Source organism: Pelosinus propionicus DSM 13327, from assembly GCF_900114615.1.
In the GTDB taxonomy this organism is placed as follows: Bacteria; Bacillota; Negativicutes; order DSM-13327; family DSM-13327; genus Pelosinus; species Pelosinus propionicus.
The window spans coordinates 42,381-62,144 of sequence record NZ_FOTS01000018.1 but is presented as its reverse complement, the minus strand read 5'-3'; the positions used below and the strand labels follow the sequence as shown (position 1 = coordinate 62,144).

21 protein-coding genes are annotated in these 19,764 nt (G+C 37.8%); 20 read left to right on the top strand and 1 reads right to left on the bottom strand.

The features are described from left to right. The first annotated feature begins 7 nt into the window (after nucleotides 1–7). Together hisZ and BMZ99_RS11460 are read left to right on the top strand one after the other, a co-directional pair. The gene (gene hisZ, locus BMZ99_RS11465; RefSeq protein ID WP_090936966.1) at nucleotides 8–1,192 is read left to right on the top strand and encodes an ATP phosphoribosyltransferase regulatory subunit; all 1,185 of its coding nucleotides are present in this window, start codon (nucleotides 8–10) and stop codon (nucleotides 1,190–1,192) included. A gap of 15 nt (nucleotides 1,193–1,207) precedes the next feature. Continuing rightward, nucleotides 1,208–1,738 (top strand): HDIG domain-containing metalloprotein, encoded by a 531-nt coding sequence (locus tag BMZ99_RS11460; protein ID WP_245754933.1) that lies wholly within the window; start codon nucleotides 1,208–1,210, stop codon nucleotides 1,736–1,738. Nucleotides 1,739–1,745: 7 nt separating this feature from the next. Here the strand turns inward: BMZ99_RS11460 and BMZ99_RS11455 are convergent, their stop codons facing one another. Then, entirely contained in the window at nucleotides 1,746–2,696 is a 951-nt protein-coding gene (locus BMZ99_RS11455) for a D-2-hydroxyacid dehydrogenase (RefSeq protein ID WP_090936963.1), read from the bottom strand. Nucleotides 2,697–2,902: 206 nt separating this feature from the next. On the opposite strand from BMZ99_RS11455, the gene hisG reads away from it, so the two are divergent. From hisG to BMZ99_RS11370, 18 genes are all read left to right on the top strand, one after another. Next, nucleotides 2,903–3,568 (top strand): ATP phosphoribosyltransferase, encoded by a 666-nt coding sequence (hisG, locus tag BMZ99_RS11450; RefSeq protein ID WP_090936960.1) that lies wholly within the window; start codon nucleotides 2,903–2,905, stop codon nucleotides 3,566–3,568. Beyond that, nucleotides 3,565–4,914 (top strand): histidinol dehydrogenase, encoded by a 1,350-nt coding sequence (gene hisD / locus BMZ99_RS11445; RefSeq protein WP_090936956.1) that lies wholly within the window; start codon nucleotides 3,565–3,567, stop codon nucleotides 4,912–4,914. The genes hisG and hisD overlap by 4 nt, the downstream gene beginning before the upstream one ends. Further along, nucleotides 4,904–5,962 carry a histidinol-phosphate transaminase gene (gene hisC / locus BMZ99_RS11440; protein ID WP_090936953.1) on the top strand — a complete coding sequence of 353 codons (1,059 nt, stop codon included), beginning with the start codon at nucleotides 4,904–4,906 and terminating at the stop codon, nucleotides 5,960–5,962. Before hisD ends, hisC begins: the two co-directional genes overlap by 11 nt. Before the next feature lie 38 nt (nucleotides 5,963–6,000). Next, the gene (hisB, locus tag BMZ99_RS11435) at nucleotides 6,001–6,588 is read left to right on the top strand and encodes an imidazoleglycerol-phosphate dehydratase HisB (RefSeq protein WP_090936950.1); all 588 of its coding nucleotides are present in this window, start codon (nucleotides 6,001–6,003) and stop codon (nucleotides 6,586–6,588) included. Between the two features lie 11 nt (nucleotides 6,589–6,599). Continuing rightward, on the top strand, nucleotides 6,600–7,208 hold the full coding sequence (gene hisH / locus BMZ99_RS11430) for an imidazole glycerol phosphate synthase subunit HisH (protein WP_090936947.1): 609 nt from the start codon (nucleotides 6,600–6,602) through the stop codon (nucleotides 7,206–7,208). Continuing rightward, nucleotides 7,205–7,933, top strand: coding sequence for a 1-(5-phosphoribosyl)-5-[(5-phosphoribosylamino)methylideneamino]imidazole-4-carboxamide isomerase (gene hisA, locus BMZ99_RS11425; protein WP_090936944.1), 729 nt, complete (start codon nucleotides 7,205–7,207; stop codon nucleotides 7,931–7,933). The genes hisH and hisA overlap by 4 nt, the downstream gene beginning before the upstream one ends. A 4-nt stretch (nucleotides 7,934–7,937) precedes the next feature. Next, complete coding sequence (gene hisF, locus BMZ99_RS11420; protein ID WP_090936941.1) at nucleotides 7,938–8,696, top strand: imidazole glycerol phosphate synthase subunit HisF; 759 nt, start codon at nucleotides 7,938–7,940, stop codon at nucleotides 8,694–8,696. After that, a complete protein-coding gene (gene hisIE, locus BMZ99_RS11415) occupies nucleotides 8,693–9,349 on the top strand; it encodes a bifunctional phosphoribosyl-AMP cyclohydrolase/phosphoribosyl-ATP diphosphatase HisIE (protein WP_090936939.1) in 657 nt (218 codons plus the stop codon). Before hisF ends, hisIE begins: the two co-directional genes overlap by 4 nt. Before the next feature lie 156 nt (nucleotides 9,350–9,505). After that, complete coding sequence (locus tag BMZ99_RS11410; protein ID WP_090936937.1) at nucleotides 9,506–10,243, top strand: SagB/ThcOx family dehydrogenase; 738 nt, start codon at nucleotides 9,506–9,508, stop codon at nucleotides 10,241–10,243. A gap of 147 nt (nucleotides 10,244–10,390) precedes the next feature. Continuing rightward, on the top strand, nucleotides 10,391–12,004 hold the full coding sequence (gene dcuS / locus BMZ99_RS11405) for a DcuS/MalK family sensor histidine kinase (protein ID WP_281246787.1): 1,614 nt from the start codon (nucleotides 10,391–10,393) through the stop codon (nucleotides 12,002–12,004). A 181-nt stretch (nucleotides 12,005–12,185) separates the two neighbouring features. After that, a complete protein-coding gene (locus tag BMZ99_RS11400) occupies nucleotides 12,186–13,442 on the top strand; it encodes an NAD(P)/FAD-dependent oxidoreductase (RefSeq protein WP_090936931.1) in 1,257 nt (418 codons plus the stop codon). Nucleotides 13,443–13,698: 256 nt separating this feature from the next. Next, a complete protein-coding gene (locus tag BMZ99_RS11395; RefSeq protein ID WP_090936927.1) occupies nucleotides 13,699–14,373 on the top strand; it encodes a response regulator in 675 nt (224 codons plus the stop codon). Between the two features lie 37 nt (nucleotides 14,374–14,410). After that, the gene (locus BMZ99_RS11390) at nucleotides 14,411–15,634 is read left to right on the top strand and encodes a divergent polysaccharide deacetylase family protein (protein WP_090936922.1); all 1,224 of its coding nucleotides are present in this window, start codon (nucleotides 14,411–14,413) and stop codon (nucleotides 15,632–15,634) included. Between the two features lie 534 nt (nucleotides 15,635–16,168). After that, on the top strand, nucleotides 16,169–16,399 hold the full coding sequence (locus BMZ99_RS11385) for a FeoA family protein (RefSeq protein ID WP_090936919.1): 231 nt from the start codon (nucleotides 16,169–16,171) through the stop codon (nucleotides 16,397–16,399). Nucleotides 16,400–16,418: 19 nt separating this feature from the next. Further along, nucleotides 16,419–16,631 (top strand): FeoA family protein, encoded by a 213-nt coding sequence (locus BMZ99_RS11380; RefSeq protein ID WP_090936916.1) that lies wholly within the window; start codon nucleotides 16,419–16,421, stop codon nucleotides 16,629–16,631. Nucleotides 16,632–16,710: 79 nt separating this feature from the next. Continuing rightward, a complete protein-coding gene (gene feoB, locus BMZ99_RS11375; protein ID WP_090936913.1) occupies nucleotides 16,711–19,095 on the top strand; it encodes a ferrous iron transport protein B in 2,385 nt (794 codons plus the stop codon). 102 nt (nucleotides 19,096–19,197) lie between these two features. Next, complete coding sequence (locus BMZ99_RS26315) at nucleotides 19,198–19,353, top strand: hypothetical protein (protein WP_175490533.1); 156 nt, start codon at nucleotides 19,198–19,200, stop codon at nucleotides 19,351–19,353. A 109-nt stretch (nucleotides 19,354–19,462) separates the two neighbouring features. Next, on the top strand, nucleotides 19,463–19,753 hold the full coding sequence (locus tag BMZ99_RS11370; protein ID WP_007931788.1) for a DUF2325 domain-containing protein: 291 nt from the start codon (nucleotides 19,463–19,465) through the stop codon (nucleotides 19,751–19,753). Nucleotides 19,754–19,764: the final 11 nt, after the last annotated feature.

Here is a 19,764-nt window from a genome sequence, read left to right as displayed (position 1 = left end):
TCTATTTATGAAGCAACATGAATTTGTTCCTCAGGTTCCATATGGAACAAGAGATTTCTTACCGAGAGAAGCTAGTAAAAAACGTGCTGTGGAAGGGGAGCTGGCTCAGCTATTTGCAAATTGGGGATATGATGAAGTTGTTACTCCCACAATTGAATATCTGGAAACGATGACTGTTGGCGTAGGAAATGATATCGATCAGCATATGTTTAAGTTTTTTGATAAAAGTAATCGCATATTGGCACTTCGGCCAGATATGACGACTCCTATGGCTCGTGTGGCGGCTACTCGATTTAAAGATAGCCCAAGTCCAATGAAACTGTTTTATATAACAAATGTATTTCGCTATGAACAAGCTCAGGCTGGTAGACAATGTGAGTTTTATCAGGCGGGAGTGGAAATTATGGGGGCATCAGAGCCGGCTGCTGATGCTGAAGTCATTGCTTTGGCTGTGGAGTCAATGTTAAAATCTGGTTTAAAGAAGTTTCAAATTGGCTTGGGGCAAGTTGATTTTATTAATGGAATCATGGAGCAAAGCGAATTTTCGCTCATACAAAGGCAGCAGATTAAACATGCGATGGTGACTCGGGATTTAGTAGGATTAGGTGAAATACTTGTTAAGAGTAGTCTTAGCCAAAGGGAGCAGACCTTACTAAAACACATTCCATTACTTCATGGCAGAGAAGAAATGCTCAAACAAGCTTATAGTATGGTGGAAAATGATAAAAGTCGTAATGCTTTAGATAACCTAGCAACTATTTATCAACTATTAGAAAACTACGGTGTTTCTCAATATGTGGATTTTGACTTAGGAATCATTCGTGATTTTGAATATTATACGGGGATGGTCTTTGAGGGTTATACGCCAGGGCTTGGATTTCCAATCTGTGGTGGTGGACGATACGATACGATGCTAAATTCATTTGGAATGAATTGTGGAGCTACTGGCTTTGCCTTGGGTATTGAGAGAGTATTATTAGCATTAGAACGCCAAGGAATTGAGAGCACTCAAAGTTGCAAAGATATTTATATTGGATGGAATAAAGAAAATTTAGTAGAAGCAATAAAGCAGGCAGATACTTTGCGTCAGTCAGGTTACAGTGTAGAATTAGCTATCATTCCAGAATCTTGTGCACAAGCAGAAGAAAGTCGAAAGAGTAAAGGCTATGCAAAGTTGGTATATATGGAATAATAGGCGGATGAATCGATGATATTACATAGAATAAAACAAGTGATTGCTGCTCTCAATGCTTCAATTACGCAAAAAGACAAAGTGTTTATTGAACGGTATTTAAGCTCGAGAGCCCAAAGTTTATTTTGGGCAATGAATGTGCCAGATCAGCGTCACGTTTTGAATGTGGCATATACATCTTTGCGTTTAGCAGAGTATCGCAAAGATGTAAATATTGAGCTTCTAATCAAATGTGCTTTGCTTCATGATGTGGGAAAAGTAAAAGGCCATATCAGTACGGCTGATAAAATTATAACTGTAATTGGAGATTATTTCTGCTCCAGTCGATTAAAAAAATGGAGCAGGCAGGGACGAGGGAACAAGTTAGCAAATCTTCGACATGCTTTTTATGTTTATTTTCATCATGCTGCTATCAGTGCCGCTATGTTGAAAGAAATAGGTGAAAGTCCTAAGGTAATTGAAATAATCGCTAAACATCATAAAACTCCAGCGGATGATGATCCACTGGAGTTAACGTTGCTTAGAGAGTCTGACAGCAAGCATTGAAAAACCGTTAATAGCCTTTTATCTTATCAATAATATTTAGCATTTCTTTATTTTGCTGAAACCTGGACAGGTTATCAGCAAAGAGTTTGACAGCCCTGTCCAAGTAGCTTGGTGATAAAGCGGCCACATGGGGAGTAATAATTACATTTGGCATATCCCATAAAGGTGAAGTATCCGAAAGTGGTTCTTCATCAAACACGTCCAAACAAGCACCTTTTATCAATCCTTGATCCAAGGCAGCTATCAAATCGTCTTGTTTAATGATACCACCGCGAGCAATGTTGATAAAATATGCAGATGGTTTCATTACGGAAAATTCGTTAATCGTAAATAAATGCTTTGTTTCTTCTATTAAAGGCAAAGCTGTGACTATAAAATCCGCAAGAGAAAGCAGCTCATGGAGCTTTTCAGGTGGGTATAGCTCATCCACAAATAGCTCCTTGGTCATGGTTTGCTTGCTGGCAATCACTTTCATTCCCATACCCTTTGCTTTTTTAGCAATTTCTCGTCCGATGCTGCCAAGACCTATGATTCCAATCGTCTTGTCGTGAATTTCATCAACGGTTGCTCGTTTCCAATGGTGTTTTGCTTGTTGACGAATAAATACATCTAGACCTCTCGTAAAGGCCAGCATCATAGCAAAAACATGTTCTGAAACCGGAATTCCATGAATTCCTTTTGAATTCGTGATAATCGTGTTGGTATTTTGAATTTCAGGAAAGATCAGACCTTCAACTCCTGCGCTTAAACTATGTATCCATGTTAATTTAGGAGCAGCAAGATAAAGGGGGCGAATGTCCATAGACCCCCAAGGAACTAAAATGTCAATGTCTCGAATATATTCTGCCGCTTCTTCATATTTACATGTCAGAACATTGCTGTTAGGAGCACTACTTTGAATTATTTTCATATGACGGTCTGCTAAGTTATTGATTACAAGAATATTTAAGTTGGGCATAATGTGACACCCCTTTAGGTATATTTTAAAAATGAATCACAGGACCTACAATGTTTCTATTCAAAGGTTAATTTTAGATTCTTATGAGAGAAGATTCTACATACGTATCTAAAATTCCTACATTTATATTGACGAATATTTTCACAAGTGATAATATAGCACTATATTAATGCTTTAAATAACTAAAGTGATTTAGGGGGATCTTCATGACATTGAGTGATATGGAGTATCTTACGATTGCTTTGCCAAAAGGCAAACTATTTTCGCCTTCGGCAGAAATGCTAGCAAAAGTAGGATGTTCAGCAGAAGACCTGAGTGAAAACTCACGTAAATTAGTAATCACGAATGAAAAAGAGAAGTTGCGTTTTATCATTACCAAAACGGCAGATTTGCCAACGTATATTGAATATGGTGCAGCGGATATTGGAATTATCGGCAAGGATGTATTATTGGAAGAAGAAAAGGATTTGTATGAATTATTAGATTTGAAATTTGGCTTATGCCGAATGATGGTGGCAGTACCAGAAGCACTAAAACGAGAAAAATTAAGTGATTATGCACATATGCGAGTAGCTACTAAATACCCTCGCATAGCAGAAAGCTTTTTTCATAGTATGGGCATTCAGATGGAATTTATTAAATTAAATGGTTCTATTGAATTAGCACCTATAGTAGGTTTAGCAGAGATAATTGTCGATTTAGTAGAAACAGGACGTACTTTAAAGGCAAATAACTTACTGGAGGTCGCTACCATTCAACCCGTTACAGCTCGTTTTATTGCTAATAGGGTAAGTTTTAAACTAAAGTTTGACCGTATTAATAGAATTACAGAAGAATTAAGAGCTCTGCTGGAAGGCGTGGTGGCTCCATGAAAATTGTATATGCAGAAGATAGTACGCTAATAGAATTAAACAAACTATTAATAAAGCCGCCTTTTGATCAAGTGATATTAGGAGAAGGTGCGAAGAGTCATATTAAAAAGGTATTCGGCAGTGAACTAACAGCTTCTCAAGTAGTGGACAAAATTATTCATGATGTACGCCAACAAGGAGATGAAGCAGTGCTTCAATATACTCAGGCAATTGATGGTGTCACTTTAAGTGAAGATACATTAGAGGTTACAGAATTAGAGTTTCAAGAGGCTTTGACAAAGGTTGATGAGCAAATACTGGCTGCTATACGACAGGCCATTGAAAATGTTAGATCTTTTCATAGCGAGCAGCTTCCTAAAACATGGCTTACCTATAGGGAATACGGAGCGATGCTGGGACAAAGTTGCATCCCTTTAGAAAGAGTTGGAATGTACGTACCTGGCGGTACTGCTATTTATCCATCATCGGTCATTATGAATGCAGTTCCTGCCGCTGTTGCAGGTGTAAAAGAAATTATAATGGTAGTGCCGCCAAGTAAGGACGGCAGCATTAATCCTAGTATCTTAGTGGCAGCTCGGGAATCGGGTGTGACTAGAGTATTTAAAGTAGGTGGAGCGCAGGCTATTGCTGCCTTAGCCTTTGGTACAGCACAGATTCCTAAAGTTGATAAAATAACTGGACCTGGAAATATCTTTGTTACTTTGGCTAAAAAAGCGGTGTATGGGCATTGTGATATTGATATGCTAGCGGGACCGAGTGAGATTTTAATTGTTGCGGATGAGACAGCAGATCCTTCGTATATTGCGGCTGACATGCTTAGCCAGGCAGAGCACGATGTTTTAGCATCAAGCATTTTAATTACGGACAGCAGTAAGCTTGCGAGTAAAGTAGAGCTAGAACTTCAGCTTCAATTGGGTAAGCTGCCTCGCAAGGAAATTGCTGAGGCATCGCTTGAGAAAAATGGGTTGATAATTATAACGAAAGATAGTATGCAAGCGATCGAATTGGCCAATATTTCAGCACCGGAACATCTAGAGATCATAACAGAGCAGCCTTTCGCCTTGTTGCCTTTTGTAAAAAATGCAGGCGCGGTATTCTTGGGACCTTATTCGCCAGAACCGTTAGGGGATTACTTGGCTGGGCCCAATCATGTATTGCCAACTGGAGGAACAGCTCGTTTTTATTCTGTATTAAATGTAGAAACCTTTATGAAAAGGACTAGTATTATTGCATATAGCAAAAACGCGTTACAGGCAGTGGCGAATCAAGTAATTACATTAGCAGAGGCAGAAGGATTACAGGCTCATGCCAATGCGATCAAAGTGAGGGGAAAAAGTGATGTTTGATTATAGACCAGGATTAGAAACTATAAAATCCTACTCAGTAGAAGAAAAGGAATGGGACAGTAAGCTTGATGCTAATGAAAGTCCTAATAATTTACCTCCTTTAGTGCATGAAAGAGTCATGAACCAGATCGAATATATGGCATTTAACCGTTACCCTGATATCGGAATGTTAGACTTACGAGCATTGATTGCAGAAGCTTTTGCGACCACGATTCAAAATATCGTAATTGGTAATGGATCAAGCGAGATTTTATTGGCTCTATGCCAAACTTTCGGAGGACCAGGCAGGAGCATTGTTTTTCCGGTCCCTTCGTTTTCCATGTATGGTATTTATGCTCAATTAACGGATAGCCAAGCTGTTCCAGTAACATTAAAGGAAGATTTTTCACTATCACCAGAAAAAGTTGTGGAAGCAGCTGAGCAGTCTCAGGCTAAGTTGATTATTTTATGTAATCCCAATAATCCTACTGGTACAATTATTCCACAAGAGGATATTGAATATATTTTAAGAAAAGTGCAATGTCCTGTTGTTGTTGATGAAGCTTATTACGAATTCTATGGTAAATCAGCAATTGGTTTTATGAAAAAGTACGACCATTTAATTGTAGCAAGGACCTTATCAAAAGCCTATGGCTTAGCGGCAATTCGTGTAGGATATATGTTGTCTAATGTCGAGATTGCATCTATGGTAAATAAAGTTATGATGCCTTACCATATAAATACCTTGTCCCTGATTACTGCCCAAGTAGTATATCAAATGCGGGATGAGTTCATGCCAATCATTGGGCAGATAATCGGAGAACGCAAACGCTTAGCAGATTCCCTAGCCGCAATAGCAGGTATTACAGTCTATCCTTCAGAGACTAATTTTATTTTAATAAAGACAGATAAAGCACAACGGTTGAGTGCTTACTTATCTGAAAAAAATATTGGTATTAGAGATTTTAGTACTGCCCCTCTTCTTACCAATTGCATTAGAATTACAGTCGGAACGCCCTTAGAGAATGATAATGTATATAAGACTATTAAAACGTTTATGAATGAGTAATATAAGATATTTTTAAATAATTGGAAAGAGGAGGCCAAATGATGCGTACTGCGACAATGAGGCGGCAAACCGCTGAAACAAATATCTCAACTACATTAAATATTGACGGAACTGGTAAAAGTGAAATCGCAACAGGGATCGGTTTTTTTGACCATATGTTACTGCTGCTTACCAAACATGGCTTTATGGATTTGCAGCTCATTGCGCAAGGAGATTTACAGGTAGATGGACATCATACTGTGGAAGATACAGGAATTGTCTTAGGCCAGGCTCTGACAAAAGCGTTAGGTGATAAAAATGGTATTAAACGATATGGTACTGCTTTTGTACCTATGGATGAAGCCTTAGCAATGGTATCTTTAGATATTAGTGGTCGTCCCTTTCTTGTTTTTGATGTAGCGATACCTTCGGAAAGAATCGGTGATTTTGATAGTGAATTAACAGAAGAATTTTTAAGGGCCTTAACTGTACATGCGGGGCTAACTTTACATGTGCGCCTACTATCAGGTAAAAACTCTCACCACATCGTAGAAGCGATATTTAAGGCGTTGGGCAGGGCTCTTGATGAAGCTGCGTCTATCGATGAGAGAATTGTTGGAGTGATGTCGAGTAAAGGGATGCTATAGGAGGGGTAACTATGATTGCTATTATTGATTATGGTATGGGTAATTTATATAGTGTAGAAAAGGCGCTTGCTAAATTAGGGGCAAAGGCTCAAGTTACCAGCGAGCCGGAGATTGTTACAGCAGCTGATAAAGTAGTATTGCCAGGCGTCGGTGCCTTTGGCGATTGCATGGAGAATCTTAAAGCCTATCACATGATTGATGCTATTCATGAGGTAGTTGCGAAGGGGACTCCTTTTCTTTCTATCTGCCTGGGATTACAAGTTTTGTTTGAAGGCAGTGAAGAAGATCCTGAAGTAAAAGGGTTGGGACTTTTTCCTGGTATGGTACGTAAAATACAGGCTCCTGCGTTAAAAATTCCTCATATGGGGTGGAATAGTATATCTTTTGCTGGTAAGAGTCCATTGTTTGAGAATATACCTCAAGAATCCTATGTATATTTCGTTCACAGCTTTCATGCGGTACCTGAAGATGCAAGTTTGATTACGGCAGTTGCTGATTATGGTGGTTCTGTAACAGCTGCTGTTGGGCGGGACAATATACAGGCAGTACAATTCCATCCAGAAAAATCAGGTAGTATTGGTTTGGCGATGCTGGCTAACTTTAAGGAGATGAAATTATGATTGTTTTTCCAGCAATTGATATTCGAAATGGAAAATGTGTTCGGTTGACAGAGGGACGTTTCGATAAAGAAACTATATTTGCCGATAATCCCTTGGATATGGCGGTTCAATGGGTAAATCAAGGTGCGGAATATCTACATTTGGTTGATTTGGATGGTGCTTTAGCGGGTAGGCCTGTAAATTTAGATGTGATTGCGAATATAATAAAAAATGTAAGGATTCCTGTTCAATTAGGTGGCGGTATACGAAATTTAGACACGATTGCGCAATTTTTGGAAGTTGGGGTAGCACGAGTTATTTTAGGATCAGTCGCCGTTAAACAGCCTGATTTAGTCGCAGCAGCATGTGAGAAGTATGGTGACCGCATCGTCGTGGGAATTGATGCTCGTGGCGGTATGGTTGCTGTAGAAGGTTGGGGCATTACTGGTGGAATTGAAGCGGAACAATTAGCTAGGAAAATGGCCCAAGTCGGTGTAGCAAGAATTATCTATACCGATATCTCTCGGGATGGTACTTTATCAGGTGTGAACATTCCTGGAACGGCAGCTTTAGCAAAATCATCTGGGATTCCAGTCATTGCTTCAGGAGGGGTTCGTGATTTATCAGATATTGAAGAGATAAAGAAAGCAGCAAGTGATGGCATCGAAGGAGTGATTGTCGGTAAGGCCATTTATACAGGAAGTCTAAAACTTGCTGATGCTTTGCGTCTGCTGCGGGGAGAGTGAAATCATGTATACAAAAAGGATAATTCCTTGTCTGGATGTGAAGGATGGGAGAGTCGTTAAAGGTACAAATTTTGTAGGACTCAGGGATGCTGGCGATCCAGTGGAATTGGCGTCTATCTATGATAAAGAACTTGCAGATGAATTAATATTTTTAGATATTACAGCTTCTTATGAGGAAAGAAAGACAATGGTGCAAATGGTAGAGCAAACTGCATCTCAGGTCTTTATTCCATTTACGGTAGGAGGCGGAATTCGAACAGTTGAAGACATTCGTAAAATGCTAAAAGCTGGTGCGGATAAGGTATCTCTCAATACAGCTGCTATCAAGAATCCAGAGTTAATTGCCGAAGGGGCAAAGCGCTTTGGCTGCCAATGCATTGTTCTGGCTGTTGATGCCAGACAAAGAGGCGAAGATGCATGGGAAGTATATATAAATGGAGGACGTACTCCCACCGGACTCGACGTATTAGATTGGGTGAAGCAGGCAACAGCGATGGGAGCAGGAGAAATTCTTTTAACCAGTATGGATAAGGATGGAACGAAAGATGGTTATGATATTAAATTGACAAGAGCTGTTTCGGAAGCAGTTGGCGTACCTGTTATTGCATCAGGGGGGGCAGGAGATATGGTACATTTTTATGATGTACTTACGGCAGGTAAGGCTGACGCCGTATTAGCAGCTTCTGTTTTTCACTTTGGGCAATTTACTGTTGGACAGGTAAAACAATATCTGAAATCAAAAGGTGTGGAGGTACGGTTATGAATACTATAGATCAAATTAAATTTGATAATAATGGTTTAGTTCCGGCGATTATCCAACAGGAACAGACCGGAATTGTTCTTATGCTAGCCTATATGAATAGAGAGTCATTATTAAAAACTGTAGAAACAGGAGTTACTTGGTTTTTTAGTAGGAGTCGCCAAAGTTTATGGCAAAAGGGAGAAACCTCTGGACATGTGCAAAAGGTGCAAGAGATGTATTATGATTGTGACGGGGATACTCTGTTGATCAAAGTAGAGCAAGTCGGGGTTGCATGTCATGAAGGAACATTATCTTGTTTCAGGCGTACAATTGTTCCGCAGAAAGTGGAAGGCGAAACAGCGGTAACGATACCGCCTGTTTACGGACAATCCGTGTCCACTATTTTACACGATTTGTACCATGTAGTGAATGACCGTAAGCGAAATCCACAAGCTGGTTCTTATACCACTTATCTCTTTGATAAAGGCCAGGATAAAATACTAAAGAAAGTAGGAGAAGAGGCAGCTGAAACCATTATTGCTTCAAAAAATAATAGTAAGGAAGAAGTATTATATGAAATGGCAGACCTCTGGTACCATTGTTTAGTGCTTTTAGTGTATCATAATATAAATATCAGTGAACTATTGGAAGAACTGCAAAAAAGAAGAAAATAGAGGTTAGTTTGTAATGGAATAAAACTGTCAGTCCCAATGATTGGCAGTTTTTTATTTTACAAAATAGCAGCTGGAAGGATTTTTTTTAAGGGGTGGTGAAGAATAGAGATAGTATACTTAGAATAATCCATTCATATAAAAGTTAGAGGTGTGATCATGATAAAGCCCATCGGAAATGAATTTATGGTGCAAACTCGCTATAAGAATATGGAGCAGAAAGACTCTGAAAGGATGGTAGCTCAGCCATCATTGCAAAGCGCGTATGATGAAAAAAATAAGATCATTGATTTACCAATGCCAGAAGAAATACCACCGATTACAATCGATTTTATGGCTCTAATCGAACTTAGATCCAGTATCCGTGATTACCAAGATGAACCAATCAGTTTATTGGAACTATCTTATCTATTGTGGTGTACTCAGGGCGTAAAGCAAATATTAGGGAATCAGGCTACTTTGCGAACAGTTCCATCGGCAGGTGCGCGGCATGCTTTTGAGACATATCTACTCATTCATAACGTAGAAGGCATTAAACCAGGTTTATATCGTTTTTTAGCTATTGAGCATAAGTTAATAGAAGTAAATTTGGCAGAGCATGTTTCCGCGGAAATAACAAAAGCATGTTTGGGTCAGAATTTTATTGCTAAAAGTGCAGTAACTTTTCTTTGGGGGGCGCAAGCAAGTCGTATGAAATGGCGCTATGGAGAAAGGGGATATCGTTACTTGCATTTGGATGCAGGACATGTTTGTCAGAACTTATATTTATCGGCACAAGTTGTTGGCTGTGGAGTATGTGCTGTTGCGGCATTTGATGATGAGCAGCTAAATGCTGTTGTTGGACTCGATGGCGAGGAACAATTTATTATCTATATAGCTGCTTTAGGAAAAAGATAGCAGATCTTAGTTAGGTAAAATAAGTAGTAAAAAATATCCAGTGAGAAACAAGGTTTTCTCTCTGGATATTTTAAAATGAGTTTGTTCTTCTTGTTTTTTGCCCGTTAGATTTTTATAATAGAGATATCTTTTAGAAAGTAAGGCGGTGTGTTTTTGTTCTTACATAGGAACTTAAAATTGCAAACTAAGATTATGTTGCTAACATTCGCGGTTGTAGCCATAGCATTGTTAATTACGAATATATTAGTGTCTCAGAATATTGAATTTGATGCACAAAAGGCGACAGCCAGGAAAGCTGCAAGTGTTGCTCACCTTATTGTAAAATCACCTCTTGTAGTTGAAGGTTTAGTAGAAGAAAAGAATATAGAGGCTATGCAGAAATATGCTAATGAGAGTGGCGTTGCAGCTGAAGTTGAATATATAGTGATTTTGGATATGAAGGGAATTCGTAAATCGCATCCTAATTTTGAAAAAATTGGTCAAAAATTTGTTGGTGGAGATGAAGCGGAAGCATTAGCAGGTAAAGAGTATGTTTCAGTGGCTAAAGGAACGTTAGGAGATGCATTAAGGGCATTTGTGCCTGTGTTTACTCCTGAAGGTGAGCAAATAGGAGTAGTAGTGGTTGGTGTCTTAATGGATAATATAAAAATTTTAGAAAAGGAGACACAAAAAGCACTATTTTTAGCAATTGTTATTGGTATGATCATTGGCATTATCGGTGCTTACTTTCTGTCAAAAAATGTTAAAAATATTTTATTCGGTCTTGAACCAGAGGCGATTGCTAATCGACTGGAGGAACGTAATGCTATGCTCCAATCGGTATATGAGGGAATTCTTGCTGTCGATAGTCGAGGAATAATTACATTGGTAAATGCTGAAGCCATACGCATATTAGGCTTGACAGGTAAAGATGATAGCCCGGTAGGGAAATCCATTACAAGCTATGTACAAAATACGAATTTACTAGATGTTATTGACTCTGGTGTAGCGCAAGTAGATCAAGAGCAAGAGTTCCATGGTTCACCTGTTATTGCCAACTGCCTCCCCATGATTGTAAATGGAAAAGTAGTGGGAGCTATATCTACATTTCGGGACAAGACAGAAGTAAAAGATCTTGCAGAGCAGCTTACGGGTGTTCAGGATTATGTAGATGCTCTTAGAGCGAGGGCTCATGAATTTATGAATCAGCTGCATGTTATATTAGGACTAGTCAAATTGAAAAGTTACTCGCAATTAGCAAGTTACATTAATAAAATTGCTTCTGAGCATGAAGAAGAAATTAGTTTTGTTACCAAACGTATTAGAGAACCTCTTCTAGCGGGGTTTATTCTAAGTAAGTTAAGTTTATCAAGGGAAAAAAATGTAATTATGAATTTAGCTGAGGAAACTTATGTGCCTAAGCCTTGGAATAATGAAGTGATTCATGAAATGGTAACGATTATTGGTAATTTAATAGAAAATGCTTTTGATGCAGTGAGTAGTAGTCCTTATAAAGAGATCGAGCTGCATATGTATTATGATAAAGAAACATTATCAATTCACGTAAGTGATACGGGAGAAGGAATATTGCCAGAAGTAAGCAATACTTTGTTTGAAAAAGGCATATCTAGTAAGGATGGAAACCGAGGCTTTGGTCTCCATCTAGTGCAACGCAGTTTAGAACGCCTTAAAGGAACTATTGAATTTGAAAGTAGGCCAGGAGAAGGTACGATATTTATGGTAACTATTCCTTATGCAGTGAAGGAGAAAGAACCCCCATAAATTTGAAAAGATCATTCGAGTTTATCGATATGAGTCTACTTATTTAAGTTAGTTATTGTTTATTAAATATTTATAATGTACAATTATTTGTTTCATTCCATTACAATACACTTATTGGTTTTAAAGTAATTAATGTTTATATATAATCGCATACAAATTAAATTAGTGGAGGTGTATAAATATGCCAAATGAAGCGGTGGTAAAGAAGCCGCATGTTGTAATTATTGGCGCTGGTTTTGGAGGAATTCGCACAGCAAGAGCATTAGCAAAACAAGATGTTAAAATTACTCTGATTGATAAGTATAACTATCATTTATTTCAGCCCTTATTATATCAAGTGGCAACGGCTGGTTTGTCAGTGGATGATATAGCCTACCCTGTCCGAGCCATCTTTAGAGAGCAAAAGAATGTGGACTTTCGCTTAGCGGAGGTATCAGATGTGGATTTTGATAATAAAGTAGTGACTATGAACACCGGCAGCATTGCTTATGATTATCTTATTGTGGCAGTAGGTGGAATGACAAATTATTTTGGAATGAAATCCATGGAGGCCAATGGCTTTGGCATGAAAAACTTAGATGAATCAGTAACAATTCGTAATCATGTACTACGTATGTTTGAACTGGCTGCTCATGAAAAAGATGCGGATAAGCGCCGAGCGCTACTGACCTTTGTGATTGTAGGTGGCGGTCCTACTGGGGTAGAATCAGCTGGTGCTTTATCTGAACTTATTTATCATGTAATGATTCGAGAATATCATCATTTGAATTTTAAAGAAGTACGCATTATGCTGGTTGAAGCTTCTGACAAATTGTTAGCTACTATGCCAGAAGAACTGCGGGAGGTCACTGTAGAAACCCTAATCCGCAAACATGTAGAAGTGCGTATGTGTGTTCAGGTTACCGATTATGATGGAGAAAAAATGAGTCTAAAAGGTGGCGAAGTCATTCCAACCTATACTGTTGTTTGGGCAGCGGGAGTAAAAGCGAATGCTTTGCTGGATACCTTAGACATTGAACAGGCTAGTATGAGACGAGCTATTGTAAATGATTTCTTGCAATTACCAAATCGTCCTGAAGTGTTTGTGATTGGTGATGCAGCTCATTATGTACAAGGAGAACGGCCTTTGCCTATGATAGCACCTGTGGCGATACAACAAGCCGATATTACAGCAAAAAATATACGAAACTTAATTCGTGGCAAAGAGCTTAAGAAGTTCTTGTACAAAGATGTAGGCAATATGGCAACGATTGGTCGCAATGCAGCCGTGGTGCATATGGGGGCATTTAAAACCCATGGATTCATTGCTTGGTCTATATGGTCGTTAGTGCATATTTTACGTCTTATTGATTTCCGCAATCGGGCAGTTGTCTTTGTAAAATGGATGTGGGATTATCTCGTTTATGAAAGAGTAGTACGTATCATCACTCGGCAATAGCAAGCATTCAGAAAATTGCAAGTATACAAATAGAATAGAGTGTATTATAATAAATACACTGTAAGTTATAAGACTTGAACTTTTGCTTAGGGATTGAGGTAAGCATAGGACAAGTCTTTCTGTTTGGATAAGGTCAAATTATATTTTTGTAAAGTAAAAAATGTAATAAGTATTTTCAAAAATGTGATTATGATATTTGAGTTCATGAGAAGATAAGTGTAAATGATAACGTGAGACGTTGTAAAGGGGAATCAGCATGATAAAGGTCTTAATTGTAGAAGATGATCCTATGGTTGCGGAATTGAATCGGCGTTATGTTGAACGGGTAGAAGGCTTTTTATTTTATGGGATCGTAAAAAATGGAGAGGAAGCCTTGGCAGCTCTTAAGGCAAAGAATATTGACTTGGTGTTATTGGATATTTTTATGCCGAACATGAATGGATTAGAGTTATTATCTGCGGTTCGTCAGCAAGAATATAATGTGGATGTTATTGTAGTCTCTGCTGCAAGAGATAATCAAAGTATCCAAATGGCTCTTAGGCATGGCGCAGTTGATTATTTAATAAAACCTTTTGAATTTGACCGAATGCAGGCGGCATTAATTAATTTTAAAAAACGTTTACAGTTCATGCAGGAGGCCTCTAATTTATCGCAAAATCATTTAGATCAGCAGATATTTGCAAGACATTCTCAAATTGAAGGCGAACTGCCTAAAGGATTAGATCGTAATACCATTAAGCGAGTGTGGGAACATATCCTCGAACAAAAGGATGAATTTACGGCTGAAGAGATGGCAAATCATGTAGGGTTGTCACCTGTTTCAATTCGTAAATATCTTAAGTATTTTCAAAGTGTGGAGTTATTGCATGTGGAAATTAGCTACGGTGCTGTAGGAAGGCCTGTATATCGATATCGTTGTAATCGTAACTAATAATGGAAATGGATGTATTGAGAAGGGAGATTTATATATGGCAAAAGTCAAGGATAGAAGAAGCATTTGGCTGGTAATCATTGTTGCTTTAATAATGGTGTCTTTATATGTAACGTTTTTCCATGGTTCTAATCAACAAGATCCTGCCAAACACAATCTTGAAAAGACTGGTGCTGGTGCAGTAGTTGATTTTACAGATGCCACAAAAAAAATACATATTGCTGTTGACTCTGTACTGGCGAAGAAGGGATTTTCTGCAGGAGAGATAAAAGAGCTCACTAAAGAAGTTCCGCGAAAAAATATTGAAGGAAGCATTCGCTGGCATACAAGACAATTATTGATAACAGTCCCGGCAGAAGTATCGGTTGAATCAATAAAAGAGAGTTTTCAATTGGCAGTACATAATGCGGATGGACAAATCTTTTCTTCCCAGCCGGATACTTATCAAGGAGTGGCTGTGGTTCGAATTGACATTGGTTTAAAAGATCAATTAGCAAAAGAAGATGTTACTATCATTAGTGATAGAGTTTATTTGACTCAAGGGAAGCCACTGAATCCAAAAGCTTCAAATAAAATAGATGCAAAATATGATGGAAGCATCAAAGGGAAAATGGCGATTATCATTGATGACTTTGGCTATAATAAGGAATCTATTTCTGCATTTGCTGCGTTGAATCGTCCTATCACATTTGCTGTAATACCATATCGTCCTTTTAGTAATGAGGCTGCAGCTAAAGGGTTAAGTTCAGGTAACCAAGTTATTTTGCATTTGCCGATGGAGCCATTATCGCAAAGTGCACAGTCGGAAGAGCTGACAGTTTCCGTTAATATGAGTGATGAAGAAATTCAAAGCATGGTGAAACAAGCAATTCAATCTGTGCCTGGAATCATTGGGGTTAATAACCATCAAGGTTCAAGAGCTACCGCTGATCGACGAGTGATGAAAGATGTACTTGCTGTCTTGAAGGCAAATCATTTATTTTTTGTTGATAGTCGTACTAATAGCCAATCAATAGCAGCTGAGACTGCCAAGCAAATGGGAATTCAGACGGGCGAAAATCAACTATTCCTTGATAATACAGATGAGGTAAGTGCTGTTAAGGCGAAATTACGAACTGCTTTAGATATGGCAAGCCAGCATGGTACTGTAACTGTTATCGGACATGCTCGGATGAATACTGCGATAGCTGTGAAAGAAATGATCCCGGAAATTGAATCTCAAGGGATACAATTAGTTTTTGTTTCTCAACTTTTGCAGTGAAAATTTCCTGTCAAAAAAACTTGCTAATTTAGAATGATTATGTTATTATTTAGTCAAGCACCATCCTTACAAGTGACTTAGGTAATGCAAAGAGTATTGGAATCCAGGTTCCCAGTCTTGGCAGTCAATTAGTCGGTTTGAGGTAGAGTGTTTTTTGTTTTTAAATTTTTGAAAATGTTCGATGAGATTTTTAAGAGTTACTTTTGGTAGTAAGTTTAATAAAAGAAGTAGTTCGTTCTGAAAGGTTGATATTGCGATTTGTTTTTAAGTGAGACCCAATGTAAGGATGGTTGCTTTTTGAGAGAAGGTTTTTGACCTTCTCTCTTTATTTTTTTTACTGCGCTAAAATAAACCCTTACTAACGAGTATCGCTGAGCTGCACCTTATATATTAAACAAAAAACAGTTTCAATTCACATGAAATTAATGGTACAAAAACAATATGAATGCTTGACAGTTACACCTGATTTCAGGTAATATATATGCAAGCACGATAATGATAATTGGTATCATTTCTTGGAAAGGAGAGTACAATATGAGCAAGGTTCTAAGCGAGTTATTACCGGGAGAAAAAGGAACCGTTAAAAAAGTAACAGGCAATAGTATGATTAAAAGACGTATTATTGATATGGGTGTTGTTGCTGGTGCTGTAATTGAAGTGCAGAAATATGCACCTTTAGGAGATCCGATGGAAGTCAAGGTAAAAGGCTTTAATCTTTCTTTACGAAAAAAAGAAGCGGAAATGATAGAGATGGAAACGGCTTAAGCAAAGGGAGATGTTTAGAATGCCATTGGTATTTGCTCGAATAGGACAAAAATGTATAATTAAAGATTTTTCTTGTTCTTGTGAAATACGTATGCGCATGGTAAACATGGGGCTTTTCCCTGGATGTCCTATAGAAATATTAAATTCTATAAATGGAACCTTATTGCTAAAAGTAGGTAGTGCTAGGGTGATGTTAGAAAAATATTTAGCTCATCAAATTCACGTGAGCTAATATACATATTATAAGTGATAATGAGAATTAATTCTTAATAGTTTAGTGTTTGAAGTGTTGGATTGGAAGGGGCATGAGGATGACAAGAAAAAAAATAACGGCTGCGTTAGTTGGTAATCCGAATTCAGGTAAAACGACGATCTTCAATAATGTAACAGGAGGACGTCAACATGTAGGGAATTATCCTGGTGTTACAGTTGAGAAAAAAGAGGGTTATAAAAACTTAGGTGATAAAGAATTTGCAATTATAGATTTACCAGGAACGTATAGTTTAACCGCATATTCACAAGAAGAGGTTGTAACACGAAATTTTATCGTAAATGATAAACCCGATGTGGTAATTGATATTTTAGATGCATCTAATCTGGAAAGAAATTTGTATTTAACCGTACAACTTTTAGAACTAGAGCATCCTTTATTATTGGCATTAAATATGGTAGATGTAGCTGAAGATTTAGGTGTGAAAATTAATGACTCCAAACTTTCTCAGTGCCTGAATGGTACCCCTGTTGTGCGTACAATCGGTGTGCGCAATGAAGGAACCGATGCAATGCTGCTGGCTGCTGCGGAAGCAAGCGGCAATAAACAAAGCAATGGTTTTAAGCTTGACTATGGAAATGATGTTGAAGAGGCAATTAAAAAATTAGAACCTTTATTAATAACATTACATAATGAAATCAAATTTCCTGTGCGTTGGTTAGCATTGAAATTGTTAGAAAATGATGCGAATATAAAAAAATCGCTTATTAAATTATCAAGTTCTGATTCTGTTGTTAATGAATGTGATAAAATTAGGATTGATTTAAGTCATAAATTAGGTGAAGATGTCGAATTATTTGTTGCCGGTCAGCGTTATCAATTTGTAGGAAAAGTATATCAGCAGATTGCAGATGTTAGAGATGCGCATGCAATAACGACTTCAGATAAAATTGATAAAGTTTTAACAAATCGATTATTTGGGTTACCAATATTTTTTGGTTTAATGTGGGTTGTATTTAATTTAGTATTTACCATTGGTGATATTCCCTCTGGATGGATTGAAGATGCATTTGGCAAGCTGGGCGAACTTATCGGAAGTGTTATGTCGGATGGTCCTTTGAAATCCCTAGTTGTTGATGGTATCATCGGGGGTGTAGGCGGAGTTCTTACCTTTGTACCTGGCATTATATTACTGTTTTTAGCAATATCCATATTAGAAGATACGGGATATATGGCTAGAGCAGCTTTCATTATGGATAGAATGATGCGTAAGTTTGGTTTGCATGGTAAATCCTTTATTCCATTATTGTTGGGATTTGGTTGTAGTGTACCGGCAATTATGGGCTCTAGGATGCTGGAGAACCCTAGAGATCGAATGATTACCATATTAGTTTCTCCTCTTATGAGCTGTAGCGCAAAGTTACCGGTGTATACCGTTTTAATAGCGGCTTTTTTTGATCCAAGTGTAGCTGGTAATGTATTGTTTTCAATTTATATTTTGGGAATCGTATTGCTGATGATTATGGCGAGTATTTATCGCAAAACGTTATTTAAAGGCGAAAGCGAACCGTTCGTTATGGAATTACCGCCATATCGTATACCTACAATTAAAAGTATAGTTCTTCATATGTGGGAACGTAGTTCTTTATATTTGAAAAAAGCTGGGACCATTATTTTAGCAGCTTCTATATTAATGTGGTTTTTGACGAATTATCCTAGTGAGGTAGAGTATAGTAAAGATTATGATGCTTTAACAGTACAAGCTGAAGAAACTTATACGCAGCAAGTTAGGGAAGATGTATTAGCACCGCTAAATATTGAAGATGTTGAGCAAAATGAGCAACTTACAGCTTTGGTTAGTGAAATTCAAGATGTTAATACAGAATTTGACGAAGCTACAGCAGAATTAGAAGAAGATAGTGCAGAGTATGCAGAACTTGATGCTGCGAAAACAGAAAAATTACAATTAATTGAAACAGAAAATCCAGAGTTATATGCCAGTGCAGCAAAGTATGTTGAACTTACTAGTGGTTTAGAAGAAGAAAAGACCCATTTGGAAAATGAAAAAACGGGAGAAAAGCTTGAACGAAGTTATTCCGGACAATTGGGTAAATTTGTTGAACCTGCCATACGGCCTCTTGGTTTTGACTGGCGAGTTGGTGTGAGCCTCGTTGCTGGAGTCACAGCCAAAGAAGTAGTCTTGAGTACAATGGGAACCATTTATAGTCTAGGAGAGACAGATGAAAATTCTAAATCATTAAAACATGCACTAGCACAAGATCCTAATTTAAACCCGCTAGTTGCTTATAGTCTAATGGTGTTTGTTTTAATATATTCCCCGTGTTTAGCTGCTCTTGCAGTAATGAAAAGAGAAACTAATTCATGGAAATGGCCAGCATTCAGCTTGCTCTATGGGACAGCTTTGGCTTGGGTGGTAACATTTATCGTATACCAAGGTGGTAAATTACTAGGTTTTGGTAGTTAGGTTAATAATTTGTATTGGTTTGTTGGTTTGCACTAGCCCTATTAGTGCAAACCCAAACCTTATCAATATTAGTTTTAGCAATGCTAAAAGGGAGGGGTTGAAATGGAAAATCTGATACTATATACTATTGGTGCAGCGGCTTTAGGTTATTTTGCCTTAACAGTGTGGAAAAAAGTGACTGGAAAAGGAGGATCATGTTGTAGTTCAGAGAATTGTAATGAGTGTGGATGTACTGATAAGAAAGATGATGATAAATAAGTAAATGGATGAAGATAGCTTTTGGCTAACTTTATTTTTTAAATAATTAATGAGAATGATAATCAATAACAAATAGCGAATAATAAAAAAATGGAGAGGGGATTTTAATATGTCTATTGTTGTAATTGGAGCAGATTACTTGGGGATTATTGAAAAAAATCTGTATTCGTTAGGAGTCACTAAATTGACGCATATCGATGGAAGGCGAGTATCAAATCAAAATAAAATCAGCATCCCTAAGAAAACCCAGTTTGTATTAGTTTTAACTGATTATGTGAATCACAATACTGCGAAAATGGTAAAAGCGGTTGCAAAAGCACAAGATGTACCACTAGTATTTGCCAAACGTTCTTGGGGATCCGTTGAAGAAAAGCTAGTTTCTGCAGGTGTCATGAATTAATCAGCATTATT